Raw genomic sequence first — 25,607 nt, forward strand, 5'->3', positions numbered from 1 at the left:
GCCTGGGTTTTCCTCTTGATTTTCAGATACAGAAATTTTTTAAAAGCGAAAGGCCAAGCATTTTTCCAGAACTGTTCAGGATTGACGGAATCATTCACTGGCAATTTGTCCCCGGCCGCCGATTCCGGAGGCCGGATGATTTTTAACATGGCGGATCGTCAGAAAACGAAGGTGATCGATTTGAATCAACGGCAAAAAACCATCGTCCTTTTGAATGGCCAAAGCCAATATCATGTGCTCCGGCATTTTATTCAAGATTTGGCGGCGGCTTTCCAACAGCTTGGGTATCATGCGGAGATCGTGGATTTGCTTCGTCCCTCATGGCCGGCTGATTTGGAGAAAACGGTAAAGGAAAGGGATGTCCGCTTCTTTTTGTCCATGAATGCGATGGGCATCGACATAAAAATCGGGGAAACCGCCCTGTATGATTATTTGAACATTCCCCTGTTCGCATTTTTGGTTGATCATCCCATGTATCATCTTAACCGGCTGAACCGGGGCGTGAAAAACCTCATCGTTTCCTGCGTGGACCGAACCCATGTTGATTTTTTAAAAAGGTTTCTCAACGGTGAATATACAAAGGTGTTTATTCCCCATGGCGCCCCTTTCCGTCCCCATCCGGATTCCGGAAGATCCGTAGGAAAGAGGAACATCGATATTTTCTTTGCGGGCACGGTTTTCAATCCCGATTCTTACCGGGAAAAGTGGTCCGCCGGAGGACGATCGATCGCCCGATTGTACGATGAAATCATGGAAAGATATCTGTCGGGCCATGACCGGACGCTGATCATGGCAGCGGAAGACGTCTTTGAGGAACGGGGGATCGATACCGAGTATTTGAACCATTATCGATTCTGGGAGAATTTGGTGTATGTCGATTTGTATGTCCGCAACAAAAGGCGGCTGGATGTGATCCAACGTATATCCAAATTGGGATTGAGAATCGAAATCTTCGGCAACGGCTGGGAGCCCTATTTGGATAGGCATCCTTCCGTCAAATTCTATCCCTCCCTTCCTTTTGAACGGGTCCAAGAAAAAATGGCGGATGCGAAAGTGGTTTTGAATATTTTGCCGAATTTTCACGAAGGCGGACATGAAAGAATCTTTTCCGCCATGTTGAACGGCGCGGTGTGTTTATCCAGCGGCAACAGCTATTTGCGGCGCGAGTTTCGAGAAGGGGAAGACATCCTTTTTTACGCGTTCGGTCAAGATCTGGAGGAAGTGTTAGGGGAATTTTTTAACGATGAGGAAAAAATGCAAAGGATCGCGGACAACGGCAGGAAAAAAGCCATGGAAAGGCATACTTGGCTGCAAAGGGCGGAAAAAATCCTGGAAACGGTCGAATATCATATGTTTTTCGTCCGTTGAATACGGGTTTTTCGAAAGACGGTTTATGGCGGGTTTTTCCTGAACGCGCTTCGGTTCGGCATATCCTTCGTGGGTCGAGGCGCCGAAAAGAAGGCATTTCGCCGGTTTCGAAGCAGATCGGGAGATGGCGCGGTGCGTCTTCAGATTAAAAATTTTTCAGGAAAAACTTGCATGTTTTCGGAAAGGACGGGGATCAGCCGTCCCCTCCTGCCCGATTCATGATTCAACTGCAAAAGCCGGGAAATTAAGGATAGGCAAATTTTTAAAAGATATCCCATCATTATGCGATTGCAATGAAACCAAGGGCAGAAATAAACGGTAAAATAATACCGTTTTATTTTTTGCATCGATCGGATAATGTGGATCAACTCTCTGAGCGATCAACCGAATTTTTTCATGCGGAGACGTCATCGGTTAAAAAGAGACCGGTTTAGATATGCGGGGATTTACCGAGTATATACAGCTTCGATTTGAGGTGGTAAATTAATATTGCCCGGAATAGACGACGGAAGTGAAAAAACAAAGATCGGAGAGGGAGTAAGTTGGCCACGACGGTTCAAAATTGGGGAAATTCCCTGGCCACCCGGATCCCAAAATATATTGCGGAACAAATAAAAATTGAAGAAGGTTCAAAAATTGAGATTGCGGCAGAAAATCAGTCAATAAAAATTATACCCCTTGAAGCGAAAAATGACGTTAGGCGAACTCCTGGCGAAAATCACTCCCGAGAACCGTCACGAAGAAATTGATTTTGGTCTCCCTCAAGGAAATGAGCTGATATAATGGAACCGAACGCGGCGATCTGGTTACGCCCACCCTTAATCCACAAGCCGGACATGAACAGGCAGGGGTTCGTGACTGCATTGTACTATCACCAAAGAAGTTTAACCGTTTGACAAGATTTGCTGCAGTCTGCCCCATCACCCGTAAACAAAAGGGCTATCTTTTTGAGTAGAGCTTCGTGACGGTTTAGCCGTTTATGGCGCAATCTTGCCGGATCAGTTCAAAAGCGTCGGTTGGAAAGCAAGACGGGAAGGCTCCGGACGAAACCGTCCGGGCGTGTTTAGACTTGATTTTCACCATTTTAGGTGAAAGCTCCCGCCGCCGATGAAACCCAAGAAATCTTGCAATATGAAGCGGGTGCATCATGGTTATTTTCGTACGCTGAGCGGAACGTAAAATAATTGGGCGTACCCCGCCGCCTGCGCTAAAGTTTAAAGGCGGCGGCCTCTGTTCCTTCCAGCGGACCTCAATTGTTGGATATGCCTGCGCCGATTTAAAGGGAGGGTACGCCCGGGCGGTCCTTTCCGCTGGAGGGAAATTAACCCGATCAATTTTCTGATCCGTCCCCCTTTCTCTTCGTTTAGAAGCGGGGGAATCTTCTCGGATGACAATATATTTTGAAATAGAAACATATGCAACGGTAAAATAGGAATAAATGGATGATCTTTTTATTTATTTGAGGAGGAAACCATGGCCGAACATCATTTTCTCTTGAAAGCGGACTGGCACGGAGGCAGAAACAGCACCGGATTTATCGACGCGGGCGGGTTGAAGGCGGAAATCTCCATCCCGGAGGAAATGGACGGACCGGGGGTCGGAACAAACCCGGATGAGATGCTGCTCGGCGCGGCAGCCACCTGCTATTTGATCACCCTCGCCGCCATGCTGGAACGGGCCAAGATCCCGGTCAGCCAATTGAAATTGGAATCGGAAGGGATCGTGGAAGTGGAACAGGGGGTGTTTACCTACAAAAAGATCATCCACCGGCCCAAAGTCACCTTGGCGGCGGAAGCGGACGGGAAAGATGTGGAAAAAGCCGGGCTTCTGTCGGAAAAGGCGGAGAAAAGCTGCATGATCTCCCGGGCGGTGCAGGGAAATGTGGAGATTCAGGTGGAAGCGGAAATCGGCGTGGAGGAAGGGTGAAACGAAAATCGGCACCGTTTCGGTTCATTGGGATCGATCCTTACAAAAAGGGAGTTCGTACATGAAGCGTCCCCTGGGTCCCCTGCCAAGCAAACATGGATAAAAGGCACATTGAAGATGAAGCGCCCCCTGTCAATCAGACGGGGGCATTTTTGGCAGCCTGGGTCCTATCTCATAAGTACTCAGGCTGTTCATTTCTTTTAGGAACATCGGCGGTCTAAAATCGATCCGACGGGCGAGCACCAGCCTTCCCTTCTTCGGCCGTGCGGGAAACGCTCCGTCTGCACGGAGAAAGAGGCTTGCCATGCAAGGATTCAAATATCAATCCGCTAAACTTTTAACCTATTTCCTCCACAGAAAAAACCCCGCCACCGCAGACAGATGAATGGCCCATTCTCCCTTCTGCGACGGGGGGATCATGTCTTTCCGGACTTCTCAATATCTGATGCGGAAATCTTTGTAGCCCGCCTCTTCCTCTTTATACTCGATTTTCATGTCGGTGATCTTGATGAAGGGATTCAATCTTTTATTTAACGAATGGATGAAAGTCTCGATCTTTTCCTTCGTTCCTTCCACTTCCATTTCCACGGTGCCGTCCTCGTTATTGCGGACCCAGCCGTTGATCCCTTGTTCCAGCGCCTTTTGCATCACCGTGTAGCGGAAGCCGACGCCCTGCACCCTTCCGCTGACGATAATACGGGCATTCATGGCATCTACCTCCTCGACCGTTTTCCACTTTCCCGGATTATTCGGCAAGCCGGCATTCCATAAACCTATCATAGCAAAACATCCGCATTTGTTAAATGGCTGAAGATTTTGCGCTTTCAAACAAAAGGATCGGGTGATATACTATTTGCCAAAGGAGGATGGAAAATGGAAGAAATCGTGGCCCGGGCAGTGCAGGACGAATATGCGGACGAATTTTCCTGGTGTTATGGATGCGGCAGGTTGAATACACACGGCCATCATTTTCGCACAGGCTGGCAAGGGGAAAAAACGGTTACTTATTATACCCCCGAACCGGAGCATACGGCGGTTCCGGGATATGTATACGGCGGACTCATCGCGTCTTTTATCGATTGCCACAGCACCGGTTCGGCTTCCCTGGCTTTGCATCGGAAAAACGGCCGCCGGCTGGGTGATGGTTCCGAACCCCCGAGATTTGTGACCGCCTCGCTGAAGGTGGACTTTTTAAAACCGACGCCGATGGGCGTTCCGTTGAAAGCCGTCGGGACGGCGGAAGAAATCCATCCGAAAAAATGGAAAGTTTTGACGGAACTGTATGCCGGGGAAATGTTGTGCGCCAAGGGAGAAGTTATCACCGTCATCATGCCGGAGTCGTGGAGGAAAAAATAAGCAAGAAGCACCGTTTTCCGAGTTTGGTACAGCCGGAACGTGATGGCATTCAAAACGTCAGCATTTCGCCCGTAACCCCCGTTCACTGCGAACAAATGGAACGTCGGAACGATTGCGGCCGCGCACACCCACTATCTTGCTTTGCTTCATCCGGTGACAATCGCGCCAAGGTTTTCGCCCAAGAACGGGGCTTTTCTATTATGGACAGCCTTCGCCGGAAAACAATTCAGGCGAGGTCCCGCGCCGCGCCGGAAACAACCGGTTCCCGAACCGGCATTCTTCATGATTCGGGCCGGGGAGGCCGGCGGTCCGGAAGCCCCATCCGGTTTTCCTGGCTGGCACGTTATGTATTGTTAAAATTTTTTCCATTCAAAAAGCATTTGCAGAAACTTTAAAACGAACTTTTGTTCCTCGACGGATTTCGTTTGCAAAAACGTGATGATCTTGATCAGCGTGTAGTCCTTCGACTCGTTGTTCATTTCCATCGCCTGAAACAGCTGCTCCAAAGAAATGCCAAGGGCGTCGGCGATCTTTAGCATGCTGTTTAAGGTCGGATTTTTTTCCCCCCGTTCCAACTGGCCGATATAGGTTGCGTGAAGATTGGCCAAGGATGCCAGATCCTCCTGGCTGAGTCCTTTTTCTTTGCGGAAATGCCGGATTCTTTCACCAACCATCTTCTGAATCTCGCTCATCATACCACTCCTAATGGATCGTAATTTTATGGAAGCACGAAAAGCTGTATTTTCAAGAGACTATTGATATTAATTTGAAAAATATATATACTTTACATGTAATTTACCGTATCGTTGAATTTTTTTCTAGGACTTTCGGCTTAGAAATTTGGGGGTATTTTCCAGTGGCGAAAAGAAATGGAAGAAGCATCCAATACATGATTGAAAATAAAATGTTTAGTCATGTATTTCAGCCGATATACGACCTTCAGGAATGGGAAATTTTCGGATATGAAGCGCTCATCAGGACCAACCAGTTTCCGAATGCGGAGAGTTTTATTTTATTGGCGAGGCAATTGAATTATTTATATTTGTTGGACACGGCATCGATCCAGCTGGCGATCGAGTCGATCAAAATGTACAATATCAAGCTGTTCATCAATATTTTCCCATCCACATTGGTACACCCTCTATTTTCTCCCTTTTTGGAAATGCTAAACAGCTCGGTTCCGATCAAGCAAAACATCGTTTTTGAAATCAACGAAAGTGAAAAAATCTTCGATTACCGCCTGTTCAAAAAATCTGTGGAGCAGTTGAAAGAACTGAATTATTTGGTGGCCCTTGACGATTTTGGGAAAAATGACAGCAGACCGGATAAAATCCTCGATTTGGAACCGAATTTCGTGAAATTGGATAAATCCCTTGCCAACCAGTTGAAAAAAAAGGAAGGCAATCAAAAAATCATCGAAAAGATCCTTGTCCATTGCGAAAGTAAAAAGAGCAAAGTCGTCCTGGAAGGGATTGAAAGGGAAGAGGATCTGGCAGCGGCCAAAGCCCTTGGGGTCCATTTCGGACAAGGCTACTTGCTGGGCGAGCCGGTGTTGTTAAAAGAAATTTACGATTGATCAAAAACGTTGGGCGAGCCGCCGAATTCCATACATAGGCACATCGCCGTGCGTCCTGGATTCCATCAATTTTGATGAAATCCTTTTTTTATGATTTAAGGAGATTGTGAACATTTTGTTGCAATATTTCAAAGTTTTTGTGAAAATATGAGTATCAGATTTTACAAGGGGGAGACGCAATGGGTGAAAACGGTTTAAAGCTGCTGGCGATTGGCGTTTATATGGTCGCCATGCTGATCATCGGCTGGTACGGCTACCGGAGGACGAAGGATTTGAGCGACTATATGCTCGGCGGACGTTCGTTGGGACCGGCCGTATCCGCATTGAGCGCGGGGGCGGCCGACATGAGCGGCTGGCTGATGATGGGTTTCCCGGGGGCGGTATACGGCGCGGGCCTGTCCCAGGTTTGGATCGCCATCGGCTTGACGGTCGGCGCCTATTTGAACTGGCTGTTGGTGGCGCCCAGGCTCCGGGTTTATACGGAAGTGGCCAACAACTCGATTACGATCCCGTCCTTTTTCGAAAACCGCTTCAAAGATTCCACCTTGCTGCTTAGAATCGTGTCTTCATTGGTTATTTTAGTGTTTTTTACCTTTTACGTTTCTTCCGGGATTGTGGCCGGCGCTGTGTTTTTCGACAATACCTTCGATCTGAGCTACCATGCGGGCCTCATCATCCTCACTTCCGTCGTTTTTCTCTATACGCTGGCGGGGGGATTTTTGGCCGTGAGCTGGACGGATTTCGTCCAGGGACTGATCATGCTGTCCGCGCTGCTTTTGATCCCCTTGATCGCCTTTTTCCATACGGGAGGCGTCCAGGAGACCTTCGCCACCATTGAAAAAATCGATCCGGCACTGCTGAGCCTGTTCGGCGGAACGACGGCCGTCGGGATTGTTTCGTCATTGGCCTGGGGATTGGGCTATGTCGGCCAGCCGCATATTATCGTCCGCTTTATGGCGATCCAATCGGCGAAGGAAGTGAAAATCGCCCGGAGGATCGGGATCGGCTGGATGATTTTATGCCTCCTGGGCGCGACCTTTACCGCCCTGGCGGGAATCGCCTTTTATGAAAAAACCGGCTATGAGCTGTCAAACCCTGAAGCGGTTTTTATTGATCTTGGCCAAATTTTGTTCCACCCGTTCATCGCCGGTTTGGTCTTATCCGCCGTCCTGGCGGCGATCATGAGCACGATCTCGTCCCAGCTGATCGTCACCTCCAGCGCGTTGACGGAGGATTTGTTTCGGCTTGTCAAACGCAATGTGACGGACAAGGAACTGGTCTTCCTCGGCCGTTTGTCCGTATTGATTGTCACGGTGGTCGCCGCGGCGATGGCATGGGTGCAAAGCGACACGATCTTGGCCCTTGTGGCCCATGCCTGGGCGGGATTCGGCGCCTCCTTCGGCCCGGTTGTCTTCCTCGGGCTGTTCTGGAAAAAGATGACCAACTGGGGGGCGATCGCCGGGATGGCCGCCGGGGCAATTACCGTCCTCGTTTGGCCGAACATTGATTTTCAATCATGGCTGGATGATTTGTATGAAATGGTCCCCGGGTTTTTGCTGAATTTGGTCTTTATTTATATCGTCTCTTTATTGACATATAAGCCGAATGAACAAATTGAAAGCGAGTTTAAGGAAAGCCTCCGCCGCCTTCATGAATCGAAAGGGAATTGAGCCCGGGGAAACGAACCGATAGAGGGAGCATCATGAAAAAATGCTGCCTGAAAGGACGCCGTTCGCATATCGGTGAAATCCTTCCGGGCAGCATTTTTTCTGAGGGAAAACGGGACCGCGATTTTTTAAAGGAAAACATCCGGGCGCTTTCGTTTTCCCGCAAGCCTTTCACGGCTCAACGGGCGGAGGAAAACAGCCCGGGGCGGTCCGTTGCCAAGGAAAAAGCGTGTTCTCGCGGATCGCCGCGGAGTTGGTCCAACGGTCATGGGATAAAGCATGGGCGGGGAAACCGGGACGGAAGTCCGGCGCCGGAACGCTTCCCCGCATGGATCGATGATCAGCGGACATCGGATCGGCATCGGACCGCCGGCGGACCGCCGTCCTGGCTTCGTCTCCGAATTTCCCCGTCCATCCATGTTTATTGATCGGTAGGAAAGTGGGATTCGCGGAACGACGTGGTCGTTCCAAAATTCCATCCATGTTTATTGATCGGTATGAAAGGGTTGTCCGAAGGAACCTTCAAAAACCGACTCTTTCAACGGCCGGCGTCCTTTCGGAAACTCCCTTTCCTGCAAGTGTTCCGGGAGGTCTTCCTTCCTTCCCTGATATCCGATGGCAACCAATGCCTGGATGGCATATTCTTCGGGGATGTTCAACACTTCCCGCGCCTTTGCAAAATCGAAACCGGTCATCGGATGGGTGATCAACCCGTGTTTCATCGCCTGGATGGACAGATATCCCCAGGCCGCACCCGTATCGAAGGCGTGGGATACGATGTTTTTCCCATCTTCTTTCGTCTTGGATAATATGAGCACGAGAACCGGGGCTTTTTTGCACCAAAGCAAATTGAAGTCGCTGATGAAGGTATGAAATTTTTCCCGGTCTTCCTTCGTCCTGGCGATGATGAAGCGCCACGGCTGGCTGTTGTAAGCCGAGGGAGCCCAGCGGGCGGCTTCAAATAGGCTGAAGAGCAAATCTTCCGGGACTTCCTTTTCTTGAAAGGCCCGGGGCGACCATCTTTTGATAAATACTTCATCCACTTCGAATTCCGGGACACGATGTTCCAAAATGTTTGCCATGATGCCAACCTCCTTGTAAAATGGCTGTCGTAATTATGATTTTAAATTTTAAATAGGAAAATGACAAAAAAATTGCATTTTAATGAAGAAATTTGTCCGATTCATTCGTACTGTATGGGGAAGGCGTAACCGGATCAGCCGGTTTTCGACAGGAATTGTCCGGATTCGCTTGTTTCCGTGACGGTCGGGGTTTTCGTCGCTTCGTCCCGATTGATGGAAAAAAAGCGGCAAGTTTTGCGGAAAAAGGGAGAAAACCGTTCCTCCTGGAAGATCCGTCCCAAACGGCGGACAGGAATTCCTCTTCATAAAATTTTCCCGTTTCCGCATGTTTGTGAACCACTAGGATAGAAAGGAAGAAAAGTATGGAAGCACAGCTCCCGGAACCTGGAAGACAGATTTCCAAAGATGCCGTAAAAGTTTGGATGATTTCTTCTTTTATCGGGAATTGCGTCGGGCTTCTCCTGCTCGGCGGCCTCATTTGGGCGGCCGGGCGTTACGGCTGGTATCCGTGGATCGGGCTTGTTTTCAAAATGATCTTCGTATTTTTGGTTCTTTATTTGCCTTACGACGTCTGGATCGAACCGATTTACCGGCAAAAGACGTGGCGCTATGAGATCCATGATCAATTCATTCAATTGAAATATGGCGTGCTGGAAAAAAACCATTTCCTGATCCCGATGACGAAAATCCAATATGTGAACTTAAGACAGGGGCTGCTATTGCGGAAATACGGGCTGGCTGACATCACCGTCAAGACGATGGCCTCCGAACATGAAATCCCCGGGCTTCCCTTGGAGGAGGCCAAACAGCTGCGGATGCAGATCGCAAAACTTGCCGCCATCGCCGAGGAGGAAGAGGCGCTGGGAATTGACGGAAAAAGGCCGGTGGATGAAATCGCCGCGGCGGAAAACGGCGAAGGGGAGGCCGTCCCCGCCGCTTTCCAAAAGCCGGCGGAAGAAACGGCCGCACCGGAAAGGAAGGACAAGGAAAGGACGGAAGGGGACACGGATGCGGCGGATTCTGCCCTTCCTTCCGGAGGAGGGGATGCTGAAGATGTCCGTCATGGATGAGCGCATCGCAGGGGCTCCCGGCTGGAAACGGCTTTCCCCCGCCTGGCTGTTTTTTTCCTTGGCAAATTTGGTGAAGGAATGGCTCATCCCCATCATCCTGTTCGTGATTAACAACTCGGACGGGTGGTGGATCAAAGCCATCAAGATTCTTTGTGTCCCCTTTTTCCTTATCCAGCTTATAGGCATTTTCCTGCAATGGAAAAATTACAAATACCGGGTCACGGAAAAGGAGATCCGCATCATCAAGGGGAGTTTCGTCAAAGAGGAGAAGATCATTCCGGTCAAAAGGATCCAAAGCGTGGAGAAGGAAACCTCCTTCATCCACCGCTGGTTTTCGTTGACGTCGCTGAAAATTCACTTGGCAACCGGCGAAGAGGAGGTCTTCTCCCTGGAAGCGATCAAGGAAAAGGAAGCGGACGAAATCCTGAACCGGATCCGGGGAGACGGAAAAGGCACGGCGGATCCGGCGGCGGAAGCGGGCGGGAAGGGAATGCAGGGCGTTCCCGGTGCGAAAACGATTTTTGCCATGGCGCCGAAGGACATTTTCATCGCTTCCTTTACATCCTTCAGTTTTTTGGCTTTCGGCCCTTTCCTTGTTTCCCTGTATTTGAACATCGATGAATATTTTCATTTGAGCGATCTGTTGGGCGATCTGCCGGTCCGGGTATGGGAATCGCTTGCCCGGTCCGTTCCGTTGCTCTTGCTGGGGGGCGCGGCCCTGATTGTGGTTTCCCTTCTTTTCGGCATCATCGTCACCTTTCTGCGCTACGGGAATTACCGGGTGGAATCGGACGGTAAGCGGATCGTCATCAAGAAAGGCCTTTTTAACGTGAGCGAACTGGCCGTTCCCGTTGAAAAAATCCGGGCGATAAAATGGAAGAAATATTTCCTGCGCAGTTTTTTGGGCATCACCGAAGTGAAGCTGGTGGCCATGGCGGGAAACGGGGAGGATTCGGAGACGAAATCCGCCGTCCTTTTCCCCTTTTTGCAGGAAAACCGGGCAAAGGAGCTTGTCCGGGAAATGTTCGGGATTCGGCTTTCGGAACCGATGGAAAAGCTGCCGGCGCGGGCCCTTGCCGTAAAGCTGCTGCGCCCGAACTATTTGTGGATCATTGCCGCCGTCGTGAATTTTTACCAATGGCCCGAATATTGGTACGCATCCGTCATTTTGCTGGTTTATATTCTCGTTCACCGGATTTTGTCCTTTTTCCGCTGCAGGTACAGATTGGAGGAAAACCACATCCAGCAGCAAGGCGGGGTGTGGACGGCGGAACTGATCTATCTGCCGGAACATCATATGGATGAAATGGTTTTAAAGACATCCTGGCTGCAGCGGCGATTCGGCCTCGCCACCGTGGAAATCCATATTCGCGCCAATCCTTCCGAAACGCTTTTGATCGAGGACCTTCCGTGGGAAAAGGGAGCGGAGATTTTCCGCTGGTTCATGGAAAAAAGAAAAAGGCCGGCGGCTTGAAAAGGTGAGCGGCTGAATCCTAATGCCGGTGGACCCACCCAATGCCGCGGGCCTTATCCGGGGGATTTGATGCCGTTTTACGGGAAATGGCGGAAGGGGACCGGAGGGGGCAGGGCTTTGCCTTTTCCGGATACCGTCCGCCGGCCCGATCACCGGACGGGCTTGCGGATCGAAGATTCGCATGGATCGGATCGTTTTTGCGTTTTCTGCACTAGGGCGGCGACGGCGAGAAGCTGATTTTCGCCCGTTTCTTTTTTATGCCAATAAAAAAGGGCCCCGGTCAGCCGTCGGCTTGGCTTGCGAGGGCCTCCTTTTAAAATTCAATGGCGGGACGTAAGTTTTGCGGTCTGAAGATCCGAATTTTTCCGGCAGGCGGAGGGGAGAATCCCCGTTGCGGCACCTTGGCCAACCCCCAAATTTCTTCTCAGAGCAGCCTTTCATATTCTTTGTAAAATTTCCCCAGTTCCCCTTTATACTTTTCCTGCCACGGCTTTTCCTTTCCGCAAAAATGGATGAACACGGTGTTTTTTTTCATCCAGTCCAGGTCGTATTTGAATTTCGGCAACAGTTTTCCCAGTTCGTAATATCTCGCGTCGTAATTGTAACGGTACGCGTCCACCGGCTTGATTTTGTCCCAGAAAAGGGCGTTCAGCACGTCCTGGTCCGGCAGGAACAAGAGGAGTTTGTTTTCCTCAATGAACCGGTAGATTTTTTGCATGTCCACGTTTTTCCGGATTTCCTGCAAATTCATCAGCAGCACGCCCGTGTTGAAATAGCCCTTCGCGTTCGGCGTCCCGAGCCGCAGCTTGTTGAAGGGCCTGGCCACTTTCGTCGTATGTTCGTGCTCGGCGGCGATGAAAAGGCAGCCGTCGAAATCCATTTCGTACAGTTCCTTGATCGGATTGATGACGACGATGTCGGGATCCAAATAGAGGATGCGGTCGATCTCCTCCGGCAAATAAAGGTGGGCGGCCAGCCGGTAATACATTTCCACGGTGTAATGGCGGAAGACCGGGGCGTCTTCGAATTGTTTCGGATCGACGGCGATCGGGTGCAGCCGCTGCCCTTTTCCTTCCACGAAATCCAGCAAATCTTTGATTTCTTCATCTTTAATATTGGAATACAGCAAATAAATCGCGAATCGTTCCTGGCGGTTGTTTAAAAACAGGGAGTTGAGCATGACTTTCAAGGGGGGGATGTAGTTGGAATTTACGGTCACTAATATGTTCAACATTGGAAACACCCTTAAATTTCCGGATATGAATCTGTCATTTTAATATTAATGATTAATTTTTTTTCCTGCAAGAGCGGGAAAAAAGGGGGGTTTTCAGCCGCAGGCCTCCGCTGGTTCCCCTGACCGTTTGTCACCTGTTTTCCGCGAATCTTTTACTCCCGCAAAAGGGGGCGGACTCCTTTCGGGCTGCATGGCCGGCGGGCCGTCCCCCGGATCCCTTATGACGGGCCCTTCGGCATCAGGAGACCACCCCCGGCGGCCTTGGCTCCCGGCAAAAATTTTTCCCGCAACGAGATCCCTGTTCATGCCGCCCTTCTCCCGGCCCGGGGACGAGGGCGCCGGGCCGCCGCCGCCCCGGGAAGCCGCGGGCAGAACCGCCCGGCAAATCTTGTCCGTAACATGTTACTCCGTCAAAAAGGATTAAATTCCGTTCCTTTCTTCCTTAAATCCTTTACGCCCTTGCCGATATTAATAATAAAATCAGTCTCTTTTCAGGGGGAAGTCCAAATGATTAACCGGGTGAGTTCGTCCTATTCGCTGGCTGCCCATAATCGCCCGCATCATTTTCAAAACGGGGTTGAAATAAAAGTCACCGGCACTCGGGAACGGAATGAGGAAAACTTGACGGGCGATGTTTTGCCGAAAACGGAGCCGGCCGAATTGGTGGACAATCTGAACCGATTCCTGCGGCCGACCTACGTCTCCATCCAATTCGAATTGCATGAGAAACTGAACGAATATTATGTGAAGATCGTGGATTCGGAAACGGGAGAAGTCATTAAAGAAATCCCTCCGAAAAAGCTGCTGGACATTTACGCTGCGCTTGTCGAACAGCTCGGTTTGATCATCGATGAAAAAATTTGATGCGGGGTGATGAACGTGAACATGCGCATCAGCGGCCTTGTCAGCGGAATCGACGTCGACCAGATGGTCAAGGATCTGATGAAAGCCGAACGGATTCCGTTGAATAAACTCTATCAGCAAAAGCAATACCTGGAATGGCAGCGGGACGCTTACAGGGAAGTCAATTCCCTTCTCTTGTCGTTGAGGGATGCGGCCCTCAACCTGCGTTTGTCGCAGACGTTCAAGGGGAGGAAGGTCACTTCATCCAACGAAAACCTGGTCACCGCCACCGCCGCCGCAGGGGCGTCGAGCATTTCCTATACGATTCAAAAGGTCAGCCAATTGGCGTCGGCCGCCTACAAAATCAGCGCCGGTTCCCTTTCCAAATCCGCTTCGCAAAAGATTGATCCGGCCAAAAGCCTTTACGCCCAAATGGATTTGCTGGCCAATGGCGACAAAATCGATTGGAAGATGGGCGGATATGTGAAAGAAACCATTTCCTTGGCGTCGCCGGCAAATACGGTCGAACTTTCCCATTTGGCCGGAAATGTCAAATGGGATGCGGAATCGATCGAAAATATGGAAATCATTGTAAACGGGAAAACGTACCGAGTGGTGACCGACCCGGGGCAATTGAACGATCAGACGGTGTATCTTGATTTGAGCGGGGAAAAGGCGAAGCTGCAATTTAACACCGCGATCCAAGGTTCCGTCCAAGCCGGCTACTTTGTCAACGAGCTGAAGAAGGAGTTTACCGTCCCCCAAGGGGGAGGTTCCGTCTTTAGCCTGTCCCCCTATACGGAACTGACGGGAAACGTCATAACGGTGCGCGACAAGGACGGCAACGAAAAGACCTTCACCGTTGTCACGGGCAAAGACGCCCCGGATGCGGGCGAAGTATTGTTCGATTCCGCAACCGGAAGATTGACCTTTTCCGAGTCTTTGGCGGAAGGTTCCGTCTTTTCCGTCGGCTATCAAACCCGCTATTTTTCCTTCGGTATCCAGACTTACAACGAGCAGGGGGAAGCGGTAAAGGACATCATCACCGTTGACGCCTCCGCCAGTTTGAACGTGATCATCAGCGAAATCAACAAATCCAGCGCGGGCGTCGTCGCCGTTTATGATTCCTTCACGGATCAAATCACGTTGACGAGGGCCAAAACGGGGAACTTTAACAACAATCCGGCCGAATACGGCGGCCAGGAAATCGTCACCATCGGCGCATTTTTGAACGATGTCTTGCAATTCGGCGGGGTTCTCGAATACGGCGGGGAAAACGCCAAGTTTATGATCAACGGGCTGGAAACGGAAAGATTCGCCAACAGTTTCACCATCGACGGGGTCACCTTCACGCTGAAAGGGACCTTCGATGCCGCCCAGACCGGATCGCCGGTTACGATCAGCGTGACGACCGATGTGGACGCCGTTTATGAAAATATTAAAGCCTTCGTGGACAAGTACAATGAAATCATCACCAAGATCAACGCAAAACTGCTGGAAAAGCGTTACCGGGATTTCCCGCCCCTGACCGATGAGCAAAAGAAGGAAATGAAGGAGCAGGAGATTCAACTTTGGGAGGAAAAGGCGAAGAGCGGCTTATTGCGCAGCGATCCCATTCTGTCGGGCGCTTTGAACAGCTTCCGCCTCGCGCTGTACGGGAAGGTGGAAAATGCCTCCGTCCCCGAAGAATACAAGTTTTTGTTTAACATCGGCATTACGACGTCGACGGATTATTCGGAACGGGGAATCTTGGTGATCGACGAGAAGAAATTGAAGGAGGCGATTGAGAAAAATCCCGATGCGGTTTACAATCTATTTGCCGCGACGGGACAAACCGATTCGGAAAAGGGAATCGCCCAGCGGTTGACCGATTCCGTCGACAGGGCGATGAACGCGATTTACGAAAAGGCCGGCAAGGCTTATTGGACGGAAGACCAGTATACGATCGGAAGGATTTTGGATGATTTGAACGACCGGATCGACCGCTTCGAAGACCGGTTGATGAAAATCGAAGCCCGTTATTACCGGCAATTTACGGCGATGGAACAGGCGATTTTGCGGTCCAACCAACAGTCCATGTATTTGATGCAGATGTTCGGCGGGTATTCCGCACAATGAAGGTGAGCCGGGTTTTCCCGTTCGGGCAAGCCGGGCAAATGTGGCGGCCGGACCGGAGACCGCAAATTAATTGATGTTGGAGGAGAATGGCATTGTCAATCCAAAATCCGTATCAGGCGTATCAGGATAACGCGGTGACGACGGCTTCACCTGGCGAATTGACGTTGATGTTGTACAACGGTTGTTTGAAATTTATCGCCGCCGCCAAAGAGGCGATGAAAAAGAAGGATTATGCCGGGAAAAACACCAACCTGCAAAAGGCCCAGAACATCATCCGTGAGCTGATGGTCACTCTAAAACCGGAATATGAGGTTTCCAAAAACATGATGGCCATGTACGACTATATTTACCGCCGGCTCCTGGAGGCCAACTTGAAAAACGATTTGGCCATCCTCGAGGAATGTGAGGGTTTCGTCACAGAATTCCGCGACGTCTGGAAGCAGGTCATCCAAATTAACCGGAAACAACAATATAAAGAAGGCGGACAAATCTGAATGGAACCGTTAAAACAGTTTTATTCCCTGACGGAGGCGTTCGTCGCGTTTTTGGAAAAACAAGGAAAAGAGGAACGCGATGTTACGATCGAACGGATCAACCGTTTTTTGGAGGAGCGGGAGGAACTGTTAAAAAGGATCGGCCCGCCCTTTACCGATGAGGATCGGGCGCTGGCGGAAAAAATACAGGCCCTGAATGAAAAATTAAACGATCTGCTGGTACGGGAAAAGGCCGCCATCCAGGAACAGCTGGACCAATTGAAGCGGCAAAAGGAATACCGGAAAAAATACCGGAACCCGTACCGTTCCCCCACGGCAGGGGGCGTGTTTTACGATAAGAAAAATTAAAGCGTTGCGGGAGAACCGCCGCCAAAGGAACGGCCGGCGGTTTTTCCGTGCCCGCGAAAGCCCCTTCGGGTCTTCCGGTGCCTGAAAACGGACGGAATATGTCTTGCGGATTAAATTTCTAAAATAAATTTGTAACCATTATTTTCATTTCCCGGAAAAAACGTATAATGAATAATAAACACGGAATAAACACAGGAAGCGGCCGCGCGGGAATTTCTCGGGGGACGGGCACCGGAGTTTAAAGATCCGGCAAATTTTGCCGCAAAAAGCGAAAGGATTCCCGCGAAATTTGTCGAATGATTTAAATAGAGTCTATTTAAGGAGGAACGTCTATGAATTATAACATTCGCGGCGAAAATATCGAAGTGACTCCGGCTTTGCGGGACTACGCGGAAAAAAAGATTTCCAAATTGGAGCGTTATTTTACGGAAGTCCCGGATACGAACGTGTACGTAAATTTGAAGGTGTACAATGACAAATCGACGAAAGTGGAAGTAACGATCCCCCTTCCCAATCTCGTGCTGCGGGCGGAAGAAGTCAACGAGGATATGTATGCGGGGATTGATTTGATCGCAGATAAATTGGAACGGCAAATCCGCAAGCATAAAACGAAAGTGAACCGCAAGCTTCGCGAAAAGGGCAGCGCGAAGGAAATGTTCGTAAACGTTTCTTCCGGGCCGAAGGAAGAAGAAAGCGAAATCGAAATCGTGCGAACGAAACGGTTCGACCTGAAACCGATGGACAGCGAAGAAGCGATTTTGCAAATGAATTTGCTCGGCCATAACTTCTTCGTCTTCACCGATGTCGAAACGAACAAACCGGCGGTCGTATACCGGAGAAAGGACGGAAAATACGGATTGATTGAAACCAATTGAGGACGGTCCGGATTCGGCGGCTGGCCGCGCCCCGCATCCCTTCATCCCTTTCGGCGGACGGCTGCCGCCGGAGGAGGGTGGAACGTCCGGAACAAGAAAAACGGATAGTGCCATAGGCAGGTTCAAGCTGTTTCCCGTGCCGCTCGATGCCGGGAAACAGTTTTTTTCAATCCGGATGTCCTGCATCAGGGTCTTGATTTTCTATACTTAAAAATTCCATCGTTTGCCCGGCACGGCCTTGTGCCGGAGCCTGCGACGGGCCGGGAAACCGGGAATCCGGCCGCGTCCGGTTGCTGCGGAAGGGAAACCCCCGGAAGCGCTTGGCCGGGTCGCTGTTTCCGGAAGCTCAAGATTTCCGGACGCTCCTTTCCGGGTTCGACCGGCACGGTTTCGTTCCGAAGGCCGCGGGCTGGAATTTCTTGCGGTTTCACGGGCCTCGCCGCACCCATTTGAAAAAACGGATTCCGTCCGGCCGCTTCAACGGTGGATCGGCCGGCCGGAAAAATTGGAAAGGGAGAAGGTGGATGTAATGGATTTCTTGCACTATCCTCACCCGTCCCGGAGAATGGCGGTGTTTGCGAAAAAAGGGATGGTCGCCGCTTCCCAGCCGCTGGCGGCTCAGGCGGGACTGGAGATTTTGAAAAAGGGAGGGAACGCCGTCGATGCGGCCATCGCCTCTGCAGCGGCCCTGACCGTCGTCGAACCGGCATCCAACGGCATCGGCGGGGACGCCTTTGCCATCCTCTGGTACAAAGGGAGGCTGTACGGACTGAACGGCAGCGGCCCCTCTCCGAAGTCCATTTCCGTTGAAGCCGTCAAAGAACGGGGACATGAAAAAATGCCCGCCTTCGGGATCATCCCGGTTACGGTCCCCGGCGTGCCGAGATCCTGGGCGGCATTGTCGAAGCGGTTCGGCCGGCTTTCCCTTTCCGAAGTTTTGCAGCCGGCGATCCGATATGCGAGGGAAGGTTACCCGGTGAGCCCGGTATTGGCGAAAAATTGGCAGGCGGCCTATCGCCGTTACAGCTCTTTAAAAGGGCCGGAGTTTCAGCCCTGGTTCGACACCTTCACCCTTTCCGGGAAGCCGCCGCAGCCGGGGGAAGTCTGGGCCTCGCCGGATCACGCCCGGACGCTGGAACTCATCGGGAAAACGGAAGGGGAAAGTTTTTACCGGGGGGAATTGGCGGAAAAAATCGACCAATTTTTCCGCAAACACGGGGGATTTTTATCCGGAGAAGATCTGGCGGATTTTTCGCCGGAATGGGTGGAACCGGTCAGCATCCCCTACCGGGGGTATCAAATCTGGGAACTGCCCCCGAACGGCCAAGGGCTGGTCGCCCTCATGGCTTTAAATATCGTAAAGCAGTTCCCCTTGGAACGGATGGATGAAACGGAATGGTTCCACCACCAAATCGAAGCGCTGAAGCTTGCCTTCGCCGACGGGAAGGCCCAGATCACCGACCCGGCCTTTATGAAGACGGAAATCTCCCGCTGGCTGTCCGAGGAATATGCGAAAAAACGGGCGGCGGAAGTCACCTCCTTCGCTTCCGAACCCGGGCCCGTTTCCGTACCGAAGGGCGGCACCGTCTATTTGGCAACCGCCGATGAAGAAGGGAATATGGTTTCCTATATCCAAAGCAATTACATGGGATTCGGATCCGGGATCGTGATCCCGGGCACCGGCATCGCCATGCAGAACCGCGGGGCCGATTTTTCCCTCGACGAAGGGCATCCCAACGTCCTGATGCCGGGGAAGCGGACCTATCACACGATCATTCCCGGATTTTTGACAAAGGGAAAGGAGGCGGTCGGCCCCTTCGGGGTCATGGGCGGTTATATGCAGCCCCAAGGCCATATGCAGGTGGTCATGAATTTGTTGGATAAGCATCTCAATCCCCAGGCCGCGTTGGACGCCCCCCGCTGGCAGTGGCTGGAGGGGAAAAAGGTGGCGGTGGAACACGGTTTCCCGGAACATCTGGCGAAGGCGCTGGCCCGCAAGGGGCACCAGATCCAGGTTTTCCTCGAGTCCGATTCCTTCGGCCGCGGCCAGATCATCATCCGGAATCCGGAAACCGGCGTTTATGCGGGAGGAACCGAACCGAGGACGGACGGCATGATCGCCGTCTGGTAAGGCCGGAAGGGCCGGAGCGGAGCCCGCTGGCCGGGTCCAGCCGTTCCCATGGGGATAGGGTTATTTTTTTCGGTGGGCAGGTGTTTTTCATTGAAGTATGTTCAAATTTTCATGGCTTTTTTCCGTTCGGGGATCCTGGGCTTCGGAGGGGGACCGAGCGCCATCCCCCTCGTTTATAAAGAAGTGGTGGAAAAATACCGCTGGATGAAGGATGAGGAATTTTCCGACGTGGTCGCCCTGGGGAACACGCTGCCCGGTCCGATCAACACAAAAATCGCCGGTTATATCGGTTACCGGGTGGGGGGATGGCCCGGGATGCTGATCGCCCTGTTCGCCTCCGTCGTCCCCACGGTCCTGCTGCTCATTATATTTTTAACGGGATTGGGCGCGTCGAAGGATAAACCGTGGGTGCAGGGGATGTCCGCGGCGGTGCTCCCGGTTGTTGCCGCCATGATGGCGGCTCTCGCCCTGGATTTTATGAAACAGGCGAAGTCCGCCATGACCTGGAAGGGCCTCATCCTGTTTACCGGGGGATCTTTCCTCGTTCTCCAGGTTTTCCGCTGGCATCCGGCGATATGGATCGCCGCGTTGCTGGCCTTTGCTTTCTTTTCCGGAACGGCGCGGGAACAGGAACAAGAAAAAGAACGGTAAAAGGTGAAAAGCATGATCTACTGGCAAATTTTCCTCGCATTTTTTATTCCCGGTATCTTCGGCTACGGGGGAGGACCATCGTCGATTCCGCTCGTGGAAGCGGAAGTGGTCGACCGTTATCATTGGATGACGAGCAGGGAATTCAGCGAAATGCTGGCGATCGCCAACGCTTTGCCCGGTCCGATCGCGACGAAAATGGCCGGGTATATCGGCTACATGCAGGGGGGCATCCTCGGCTTATTGGTTGCCTTGTTTGCCACCATCGCTCCGTCGCTCCTGCTGATGATCGCTCTGTTAAGCCTGCTTTTAAGGCATAAGGATTCGCCCCGGGTGAAAAAGATGAGCGTCTTCGTCCGCCCGGCCATTGCCGTTTTGATCGGAATCTTGGCTTTCGAATTCGCCTTTGAGTCCGCGGAAAAAATCGGCGGCTGGAAAACTTTCGTCCTCGCCGCTGTCAGTTTTTATTTGCTGGAAAAGAAAAAAATCCACCCGCTGTATGTCATCGCGGGCGCATTGCTTTACGGGGCCTTCTTCCTGTCCTGAGGGAAATGATTTTGCCGGCGGCAGCCGAAAGCCTGTCCGATTTTTGCGCGAATTTTCCGTCGGCCGCAAAGTCCCGCCCGCCGGGCGTAAAATTCCCGGAAAATCGGCGGATCGAAGGGCCGCCGTTTATTCTTCCGGCGGTCTTCGGGGCCGGGCCCGCGCCTTGCAAGTTGTCAGCATGGTTTGATAGTGTTAAGATTGATAAATGAAGAGTGAAGCCATTGGAAGGAATCTTTTGATTGGCCGAAGGGTTGCAATCAAAAGATGCCGACAAAGGAGCGTTGAGAAATGGCAGGCATTTTAACTAAACTATTCGACCTGAACAAACGGGAACTGAAAAGATTGGAAAAGATCGCCGATCAGATCGACGCCCTTTCCGGCGAGATGAAACGGCTGCCGGATTCGGCGTTGAAGGCGAAAACCGACGAGTTCAAAAACCGGCTCGCCAAGGGCGAAACCCTTGATGACCTGTTGGTGGAAGCCTACGCCGTCGTCCGGGAAGCTTCCCGGCGCGTTCTTGGATTATATCCCTTTAAAGTGCAATTGATGGGCGCCGTTGTTTTGCACGAAGGAAACATCGCCGAGATGAAAACCGGGGAAGGGAAGACCCTGACCTCCACCATGCCGGTCTATTTGAACGCCTTGACGGGCGAGGGCGTCCATGTGGTGACGGTCAACGACTATCTGGCGAAACGGGACGCGACGGAAATGGGGAAGATTTACGAATTCCTCGGCCTTTCCGTCGGTTTAAATTTGCCGGAAATGAGCCGGGAAGAAAAACAAAAAGCCTATCAGGCGGACGTCACCTACGGAACGAACAATGAGTTCGGCTTCGACTACCTCCGCGATAACATGGTCTTGTACAAAGAACATATGGTGCAGCGGCCGCTGAATTACGCGATCATCGACGAAGTCGACTCGATCTTGATCGACGAAGCCCGCACCCCGCTGATCATTTCCGGTTCGGCGAAAAAATCGAACGAATTGTACATTCAGGCCAACGCCTTCGTCCGCACGTTGAAAAAAGACGTGGACTTCACCTTGGACGAAAAAACGAAAACCGTCCAGCTGACGGAAGAAGGAATCAACAAGGCGGAACGGGCCTTCGGCATCGACAACCTTTTCGACATCAATCACGTCACCCTGAACCATCATATCAATCAGGCGCTGAGGGCCAATTACATCATGCAAAGGGACGTCGATTATGTGGTTCAAGACGGCGAGATCATCATCGTCGATCCCTTCACCGGGCGCCTGATGAAAGGGCGGAGATACAGCGACGGCCTCCATCAGGCGATCGAGGCGAAGGAAGGGGTCCCGATCCAAAACGAAAGCATGACCTTGGCGACGATCACCTTCCAAAACTATTTCCGGATGTATAAAAAGCTGGCGGGGATGACCGGTACGGCCAAAACGGAAGAGGAAGAATTCCGGAACATTTACAATATGAACGTCGTCGTCATCCCGACGAACAAGCCGGTCATCCGGGAAGACCGCCCGGATTTGATCTACGCCACGATGGAAGGGAAATTTAAGGCGGTCGTGGAAGACATCGCCCGCCGCCATGCCAAAGGGCAGCCCGTCCTCGTCGGCACCGTCGCCATCGAGACTTCGGAATTGCTTTCGAAGATGCTGACGAAACGCGGGATCAAGCACAATGTTTTGAATGCGAAAAACCATGCCCGGGAAGCGGAAATCATCGCCCAGGCCGGACAAAAAGGGGCGGTGACGATCGCCACGAACATGGCCGGCCGCGGTACGGACATCAAGCTGGGCGAAGGCGTGAAAGAATTGGGCGGATTGGCGGTCATCGGGACGGAACGCCATGAAAGCCGCCGGATCGACAATCAGCTCCGCGGCCGTTCCGGCCGTCAGGGGGATCCCGGCGTCACCCAATTTTACCTGTCTTTGGAAGACGAGCTGATGCGCCGCTTCGGTTCCGACAGCATCAAAGGAATGATGCAGCGCTTCGGCATGGACGACAGCCAGCCGATCCAAAGCAAGATGGTGTCCAAGGCCGTCGAATCCGCGCAAAAACGGGTGGAAGGCAACAACTTCGACGCCCGCAAGCAGCTGCTGCAATATGACGATGTCATCCGCCAGCAGCGGGAAATCATTTACAAACAGCGGTATGAAGTGATCACTTCCGACAATTTGCGGGATATTATCGAAGAGATGATCCTGACGGTCATTAAGCGCCACGTGCAGGATTTCGCCAACGAAAACGCCGATCCGGAAGATTGGAATCTGGAAGGCCTGGTCGATTACGTCAGCGCCAATCTCCTTCCGGAAAACGACGTGACCGTGGATGACTTAAAAGGCAAAGAACCGGAAGAAATGGTCCGATTCATTTTCGACAAAGTCAAGATGCGCTACGATGAAAAGGAACAGCAATTGGGACCGGAAAAAATGCGGGAATTTGAAAAAGTCATCACCTTGCGGGCCGTCGACTCCAAATGGATGGACCATATCGACGCGATGGACCAGCTGCGCCAGGGCATCCATCTGCGGGCGTACGGGCAAATCGACCCGCTGAGGGAGTATCAACAGGAAGGTTTCCAAATGTTTGAAAGCATGATCGAGGCCATCGAGGAAGACGTGGCGAAATATATCATGAAAGCGGAGATCGTCAGCAACCTGAAGCGGGAAGAAGTGGCGAAAGGCCAGGCGGTCATCCCGAAATCCGACGGGGAAAAGCCGAAGCAAAAACCGATACGGAAAACGGTGCATATCGGCCGCAACGACCCGTGTTTTTGCGGAAGCGGGAAAAAATATAAGCATTGCCACGGAAAGACGGTTTAATCGGAAGGGGGCTTTGTTTGCCGGCTCGTTCGGCGGGCCGTACCGCCGCGAAGGGCCGGTTTGATCGGAAGGATCGCCTCTCCATAAGGAATGGAGAGGATTTTTTTCCGGGAAACACGGGCCGGGCTTCCCGGACGGCCGCCCGCGGATTTTCCGGCGCTTTCCGCCGGGGCGGGCGCTTTCCCTTTTGGCTGCGTTTCGCCCCTTCCTCGCGCAACGGATCGTTTTCGGATGATCGCCGGCTTGATATGCCGGGATGGGGGAGCCATGCAAACGCGGGCCTTGTGCCTGAACCTTTGCCCGTCTGCAACGGTTTCCCCGCAGGACTCCTTCGGCCCGGTTCAACGCCGCCCCCGGTCATTGGCAAAAAGGGCCGTCAGGTTCTGTGGGAACCCTTGCTTTTCCCGGGCTTCCGGATTTGGGACGGACCGATCGCTCAAAGATGAAAAAATTGCCCGGGCCGCATCGGACGGCCCGGCATTTTCATTCTTTGCATAAGGGATGTTCGACTTGGAGAAAAATTTTTACAGCAGAAAAGAAAATTAACCATCCGGAAAAACGCCCGGCACCGCAGAAAGCCGGCCGCCATCGCATCCGGCGGAGGCATCCGGCGGAGGCTGCCGAAATCTTGGCCTGGCCATCCGATGAAAAAGCCTTGAACTTGACGGATAAATCCATATACTAGGATAATGGGATAAAGATGGCCCCGCGGAGAGGGTTCGTCCGTCTTTTTTTGGGAAAACGACTCCTTCAATTCCGCGGATTTTGTCCGGTTATTTCCCGGAAAATATTTTTTCCTGCGACAAGTGCCGACAAAGGGCCCTTCCGGACCCGGAAATCGGTCGGGTTTCATCCGGAAGGAAAGGGGATTTTTTGTAAAACCTATTCCAAAATGAGGTGAAGAAGATGGAACTGTTTGAAATCAGGCAGGAATTGGAAAAAACCGCTAAGCGATTAGCGGATTTCAGGGGGTCTCTTTGACTTACAGGGCAAAGAAGCGAAGATCGCCCAACTGGAAGAAAAAATGCTGGCCCCCGGATTTTGGGATGACCAGAGGAAGGCCCAGGAAGTCATCAATGAATTGAACGGGTTAAAGGACCAAGTCCAGACTTTCACTTCCTTGGAAAAGGCCTACGAAGATCTGGAGCTCGCCTACGAGCTCGTAAAGGAAGAGGAAGACAAGGAATTGAAGGAAGAGCTGGAAGCGGATCTCAAACAGTTGAAAACGAAATTAAACGAATTCGAATTGCAATTGCTTTTGAGCGGGCCTTACGACAAAAACAACGCCATATTGGAACTCCACCCCGGCGCCGGGGGAACCGAATCCCAAGACTGGGGCGCGATGCTTTTGCGGATGTATACGCGCTGGGCGGAGAAGAAAGGCTTCAAAGTCGAGACCCTGGATTATCTGCCCGGCGACGAGGCGGGGATCAAAAGCGTCACCTTGTTGATCAAAGGGCGCAACGCTTACGGTTATTTGAAAGCGGAAAAAGGCGTCCACCGGCTCGTCCGCATCTCGCCTTTCGACGCCTCCGGACGGCGGCACACCTCCTTTGTTTCCTGCGAAGTCATGCCGGAATTCGATGAGGACATTCAAATCGAAATCCGTCCGGAAGAGCTGAAGATCGATACGTACCGTTCCAGCGGGGCCGGCGGGCAGCACGTGAACACCACCGATTCGGCGGTGCGCATCACCCACCTGCCGACGGGCATCGTCGTCACCTGCCAGTCGGAACGTTCGCAGATCCAAAACCGGGAAAAGGCGTTGAACATGTTGAAAGGGAAGCTCTATCAGCGGAAATTGGAAGAGCAGGAAAGGCAGCTGAATGAACTGCGGGGAGAACAGAAGGAAATCGGATGGGGGAACCAAATCCGTTCCTATGTTTTCCATCCTTATTCCCTTGTGAAAGATCACCGCACCAACGTGGAAACGGGGAACATCCAAAGCGTAATGGACGGTGAAATCGATTTGTTCATTGACGCCTATCTGCGTTCGCAGCTCGGTTAAAATCTTCAAGATTTCGGAAACAGGGGAAATTTTTCCCCTTT

General features: G+C 51.8%; 21 protein-coding genes and 2 pseudogenes. 19 read left to right on the forward strand and 4 right to left on the reverse strand.

Annotated features, from left to right (window positions below):
• The first annotated feature begins 147 nt into the window (after positions 1 to 147).
• From A3EQ_RS0109930 to A3EQ_RS0109945, 4 genes and pseudogenes are all read left to right on the forward strand, one after another.
• Entirely contained in the window at positions 148 to 1,368 is a 1,221-nt protein-coding gene (locus A3EQ_RS0109930) for a glycosyltransferase family protein (protein ID WP_244874574.1), read from the forward strand.
• Between the two features lie 542 nt (positions 1,369 to 1,910).
• A pseudogene (locus A3EQ_RS20900) lies at positions 1,911 to 2,151 on the forward strand (AbrB/MazE/SpoVT family DNA-binding domain-containing protein).
• Between the two features lie 19 nt (positions 2,152 to 2,170).
• Positions 2,171 to 2,479 (forward strand): annotated as a pseudogene (locus A3EQ_RS22165) (type II toxin-antitoxin system PemK/MazF family toxin).
• A gap of 362 nt (positions 2,480 to 2,841) precedes the next feature.
• A complete protein-coding gene (locus A3EQ_RS0109945; protein WP_020155025.1) occupies positions 2,842 to 3,294 on the forward strand; it encodes an OsmC family protein in 453 nt (150 codons plus the stop codon).
• Between the two features lie 435 nt (positions 3,295 to 3,729).
• On the opposite strand, the gene A3EQ_RS0109950 is transcribed toward A3EQ_RS0109945, so the two are convergent.
• The gene (locus A3EQ_RS0109950) at positions 3,730 to 4,002 is read right to left on the reverse strand and encodes an acylphosphatase (protein ID WP_026499885.1); all 273 of its coding nucleotides are present in this window, start codon (positions 4,000 to 4,002) and stop codon (positions 3,730 to 3,732) included.
• A 165-nt stretch (positions 4,003 to 4,167) separates the two neighbouring features.
• Between A3EQ_RS0109950 and A3EQ_RS0109955 the strand changes: the two genes are divergently transcribed.
• A complete protein-coding gene (locus A3EQ_RS0109955; protein ID WP_020155027.1) occupies positions 4,168 to 4,650 on the forward strand; it encodes a PaaI family thioesterase in 483 nt (160 codons plus the stop codon).
• Between the two features lie 353 nt (positions 4,651 to 5,003).
• Here the strand turns inward: A3EQ_RS0109955 and A3EQ_RS0109965 are convergent, their stop codons facing one another.
• Positions 5,004 to 5,342 (reverse strand): helix-turn-helix domain-containing protein, encoded by a 339-nt coding sequence (locus tag A3EQ_RS0109965; protein WP_020155029.1) that lies wholly within the window; start codon positions 5,340 to 5,342, stop codon positions 5,004 to 5,006.
• A gap of 164 nt (positions 5,343 to 5,506) precedes the next feature.
• Between A3EQ_RS0109965 and A3EQ_RS0109970 the strand changes: the two genes are divergently transcribed.
• Both A3EQ_RS0109970 and putP read left to right on the forward strand, forming a co-directional pair.
• On the forward strand, positions 5,507 to 6,226 hold the full coding sequence (locus A3EQ_RS0109970) for an EAL domain-containing protein (RefSeq protein ID WP_020155030.1): 720 nt from the start codon (positions 5,507 to 5,509) through the stop codon (positions 6,224 to 6,226).
• Positions 6,227 to 6,405: 179 nt separating this feature from the next.
• On the forward strand, positions 6,406 to 7,896 hold the full coding sequence (gene putP, locus A3EQ_RS0109975) for a sodium/proline symporter PutP (RefSeq protein WP_020155031.1): 1,491 nt from the start codon (positions 6,406 to 6,408) through the stop codon (positions 7,894 to 7,896).
• Between the two features lie 482 nt (positions 7,897 to 8,378).
• On the opposite strand, the gene A3EQ_RS0109985 is transcribed toward putP, so the two are convergent.
• Positions 8,379 to 8,975, reverse strand: a complete 597-nt coding sequence (locus A3EQ_RS0109985) for a nitroreductase family protein (protein ID WP_020155033.1) — start codon at positions 8,973 to 8,975, stop codon at positions 8,379 to 8,381.
• 362 nt (positions 8,976 to 9,337) lie between these two features.
• Here A3EQ_RS0109985 and A3EQ_RS20905 point away from each other — a divergent pair, with 362 nt between their 5' ends.
• Together A3EQ_RS20905 and A3EQ_RS0110000 are read left to right on the forward strand one after the other, a co-directional pair.
• Positions 9,338 to 10,045 carry a PH domain-containing protein gene (locus A3EQ_RS20905; protein ID WP_020155035.1) on the forward strand — a complete coding sequence of 236 codons (708 nt, stop codon included), beginning with the start codon at positions 9,338 to 9,340 and terminating at the stop codon, positions 10,043 to 10,045.
• Positions 10,020 to 11,519: a PH domain-containing protein gene (locus A3EQ_RS0110000; RefSeq protein ID WP_169382684.1), complete on the forward strand. Its 1,500-nt coding sequence runs from the start codon at positions 10,020 to 10,022 to the stop codon at positions 11,517 to 11,519. The genes A3EQ_RS20905 and A3EQ_RS0110000 overlap by 26 nt, the downstream gene beginning before the upstream one ends.
• 424 nt (positions 11,520 to 11,943) lie before the next feature.
• On the opposite strand, the gene A3EQ_RS0110010 is transcribed toward A3EQ_RS0110000, so the two are convergent.
• Positions 11,944 to 12,753, reverse strand: a complete 810-nt coding sequence (locus A3EQ_RS0110010) for a glycosyltransferase family 8 protein (protein WP_020155038.1) — start codon at positions 12,751 to 12,753, stop codon at positions 11,944 to 11,946.
• 507 nt (positions 12,754 to 13,260) lie between these two features.
• On the opposite strand from A3EQ_RS0110010, the gene flaG reads away from it, so the two are divergent.
• The 10 genes from flaG to prfB all read left to right on the forward strand — a co-directional run bounded on the left by flaG (position 13,261) and on the right by prfB (position 25,566).
• Positions 13,261 to 13,617: a flagellar protein FlaG gene (flaG, locus tag A3EQ_RS0110020; RefSeq protein WP_020155040.1), complete on the forward strand. Its 357-nt coding sequence runs from the start codon at positions 13,261 to 13,263 to the stop codon at positions 13,615 to 13,617.
• 21 nt (positions 13,618 to 13,638) lie between these two features.
• Positions 13,639 to 15,714, forward strand: coding sequence for a flagellar filament capping protein FliD (gene fliD, locus A3EQ_RS0110025; protein WP_244874577.1), 2,076 nt, complete (start codon positions 13,639 to 13,641; stop codon positions 15,712 to 15,714).
• Between the two features lie 92 nt (positions 15,715 to 15,806).
• Complete coding sequence (fliS, locus tag A3EQ_RS0110030) at positions 15,807 to 16,208, forward strand: flagellar export chaperone FliS (RefSeq protein WP_020155042.1); 402 nt, start codon at positions 15,807 to 15,809, stop codon at positions 16,206 to 16,208.
• Positions 16,209 to 16,556, forward strand: coding sequence for a flagellar protein FliT (locus A3EQ_RS0110035; RefSeq protein WP_020155043.1), 348 nt, complete (start codon positions 16,209 to 16,211; stop codon positions 16,554 to 16,556). It abuts the gene before it with no gap.
• A gap of 332 nt (positions 16,557 to 16,888) precedes the next feature.
• Positions 16,889 to 17,431, forward strand: coding sequence for a ribosome hibernation-promoting factor, HPF/YfiA family (hpf, locus tag A3EQ_RS0110040; protein WP_020155044.1), 543 nt, complete (start codon positions 16,889 to 16,891; stop codon positions 17,429 to 17,431).
• A 529-nt stretch (positions 17,432 to 17,960) separates the two neighbouring features.
• Positions 17,961 to 19,562, forward strand: a complete 1,602-nt coding sequence (locus A3EQ_RS0110055) for a gamma-glutamyltransferase family protein (RefSeq protein ID WP_020155047.1) — start codon at positions 17,961 to 17,963, stop codon at positions 19,560 to 19,562.
• Between the two features lie 90 nt (positions 19,563 to 19,652).
• Positions 19,653 to 20,213: a chromate transporter gene (locus A3EQ_RS0110060; RefSeq protein ID WP_020155048.1), complete on the forward strand. Its 561-nt coding sequence runs from the start codon at positions 19,653 to 19,655 to the stop codon at positions 20,211 to 20,213.
• A 12-nt stretch (positions 20,214 to 20,225) separates the two neighbouring features.
• Entirely contained in the window at positions 20,226 to 20,756 is a 531-nt protein-coding gene (locus tag A3EQ_RS0110065) for a chromate transporter (RefSeq protein WP_020155049.1), read from the forward strand.
• Positions 20,757 to 21,044: 288 nt separating this feature from the next.
• Positions 21,045 to 23,558: a preprotein translocase subunit SecA gene (gene secA, locus A3EQ_RS0110075; protein ID WP_020155051.1), complete on the forward strand. Its 2,514-nt coding sequence runs from the start codon at positions 21,045 to 21,047 to the stop codon at positions 23,556 to 23,558.
• 906 nt (positions 23,559 to 24,464) lie between these two features.
• Positions 24,465 to 25,566 (forward strand): peptide chain release factor 2 gene (gene prfB / locus A3EQ_RS0110095; protein WP_120667233.1). Its coding sequence is split into 2 segments (ribosomal slippage): positions 24,465 to 24,536 and positions 24,538 to 25,566, totalling 1,101 coding nucleotides; the frame shifts between segments, so codons are not numbered across the junction.
• Positions 25,567 to 25,607: the final 41 nt, after the last annotated feature.

The organism is Caldibacillus debilis DSM 16016 (genome assembly GCF_000383875.1).
In the GTDB taxonomy this organism is placed as follows: domain Bacteria; phylum Bacillota; class Bacilli; order Bacillales; family Caldibacillaceae; genus Caldibacillus; species Caldibacillus debilis.

What these genes read in the sequence shown, in the direction of transcription:
- A3EQ_RS0109930 (WP_244874574.1), top strand. Translation starts at nt 148, where the DNA reads ATGGCGGATCGTCAGAAAACGAAGGTGATCGATTTGAATCAACGGCAA.
- A3EQ_RS0109945 (WP_020155025.1), top strand. Translation starts at nt 2,842, where the DNA reads ATGGCCGAACATCATTTTCTCTTGAAAGCGGACTGGCACGGAGGCAGA.
- A3EQ_RS0109950 (WP_026499885.1), bottom strand. Translation starts at nt 4,002, where the DNA reads ATGAATGCCCGTATTATCGTCAGCGGAAGGGTGCAGGGCGTCGGCTTC.
- A3EQ_RS0109955 (WP_020155027.1), top strand. Translation starts at nt 4,168, where the DNA reads ATGGAAGAAATCGTGGCCCGGGCAGTGCAGGACGAATATGCGGACGAA.
- A3EQ_RS0109965 (WP_020155029.1), bottom strand. Translation starts at nt 5,342, where the DNA reads ATGAGCGAGATTCAGAAGATGGTTGGTGAAAGAATCCGGCATTTCCGC.
- putP (WP_020155031.1), top strand. Translation starts at nt 6,406, where the DNA reads ATGGGTGAAAACGGTTTAAAGCTGCTGGCGATTGGCGTTTATATGGTC.
- A3EQ_RS0109985 (WP_020155033.1), bottom strand. Translation starts at nt 8,975, where the DNA reads ATGGCAAACATTTTGGAACATCGTGTCCCGGAATTCGAAGTGGATGAA.
- A3EQ_RS20905 (WP_020155035.1), top strand. Translation starts at nt 9,338, where the DNA reads ATGGAAGCACAGCTCCCGGAACCTGGAAGACAGATTTCCAAAGATGCC.
- A3EQ_RS0110000 (WP_169382684.1), top strand. Translation starts at nt 10,020, where the DNA reads ATGCTGAAGATGTCCGTCATGGATGAGCGCATCGCAGGGGCTCCCGGC.
- A3EQ_RS0110010 (WP_020155038.1), bottom strand. Translation starts at nt 12,753, where the DNA reads ATGTTGAACATATTAGTGACCGTAAATTCCAACTACATCCCCCCCTTG.
- flaG (WP_020155040.1), top strand. Translation starts at nt 13,261, where the DNA reads ATGATTAACCGGGTGAGTTCGTCCTATTCGCTGGCTGCCCATAATCGC.
- fliD (WP_244874577.1), top strand. Translation starts at nt 13,639, where the DNA reads ATGCGCATCAGCGGCCTTGTCAGCGGAATCGACGTCGACCAGATGGTC.
- A3EQ_RS0110035 (WP_020155043.1), top strand. Translation starts at nt 16,209, where the DNA reads ATGGAACCGTTAAAACAGTTTTATTCCCTGACGGAGGCGTTCGTCGCG.
- hpf (WP_020155044.1), top strand. Translation starts at nt 16,889, where the DNA reads ATGAATTATAACATTCGCGGCGAAAATATCGAAGTGACTCCGGCTTTG.
- A3EQ_RS0110055 (WP_020155047.1), top strand. Translation starts at nt 17,961, where the DNA reads ATGGATTTCTTGCACTATCCTCACCCGTCCCGGAGAATGGCGGTGTTT.
- A3EQ_RS0110065 (WP_020155049.1), top strand. Translation starts at nt 20,226, where the DNA reads ATGATCTACTGGCAAATTTTCCTCGCATTTTTTATTCCCGGTATCTTC.
- secA (WP_020155051.1), top strand. Translation starts at nt 21,045, where the DNA reads ATGGCAGGCATTTTAACTAAACTATTCGACCTGAACAAACGGGAACTG.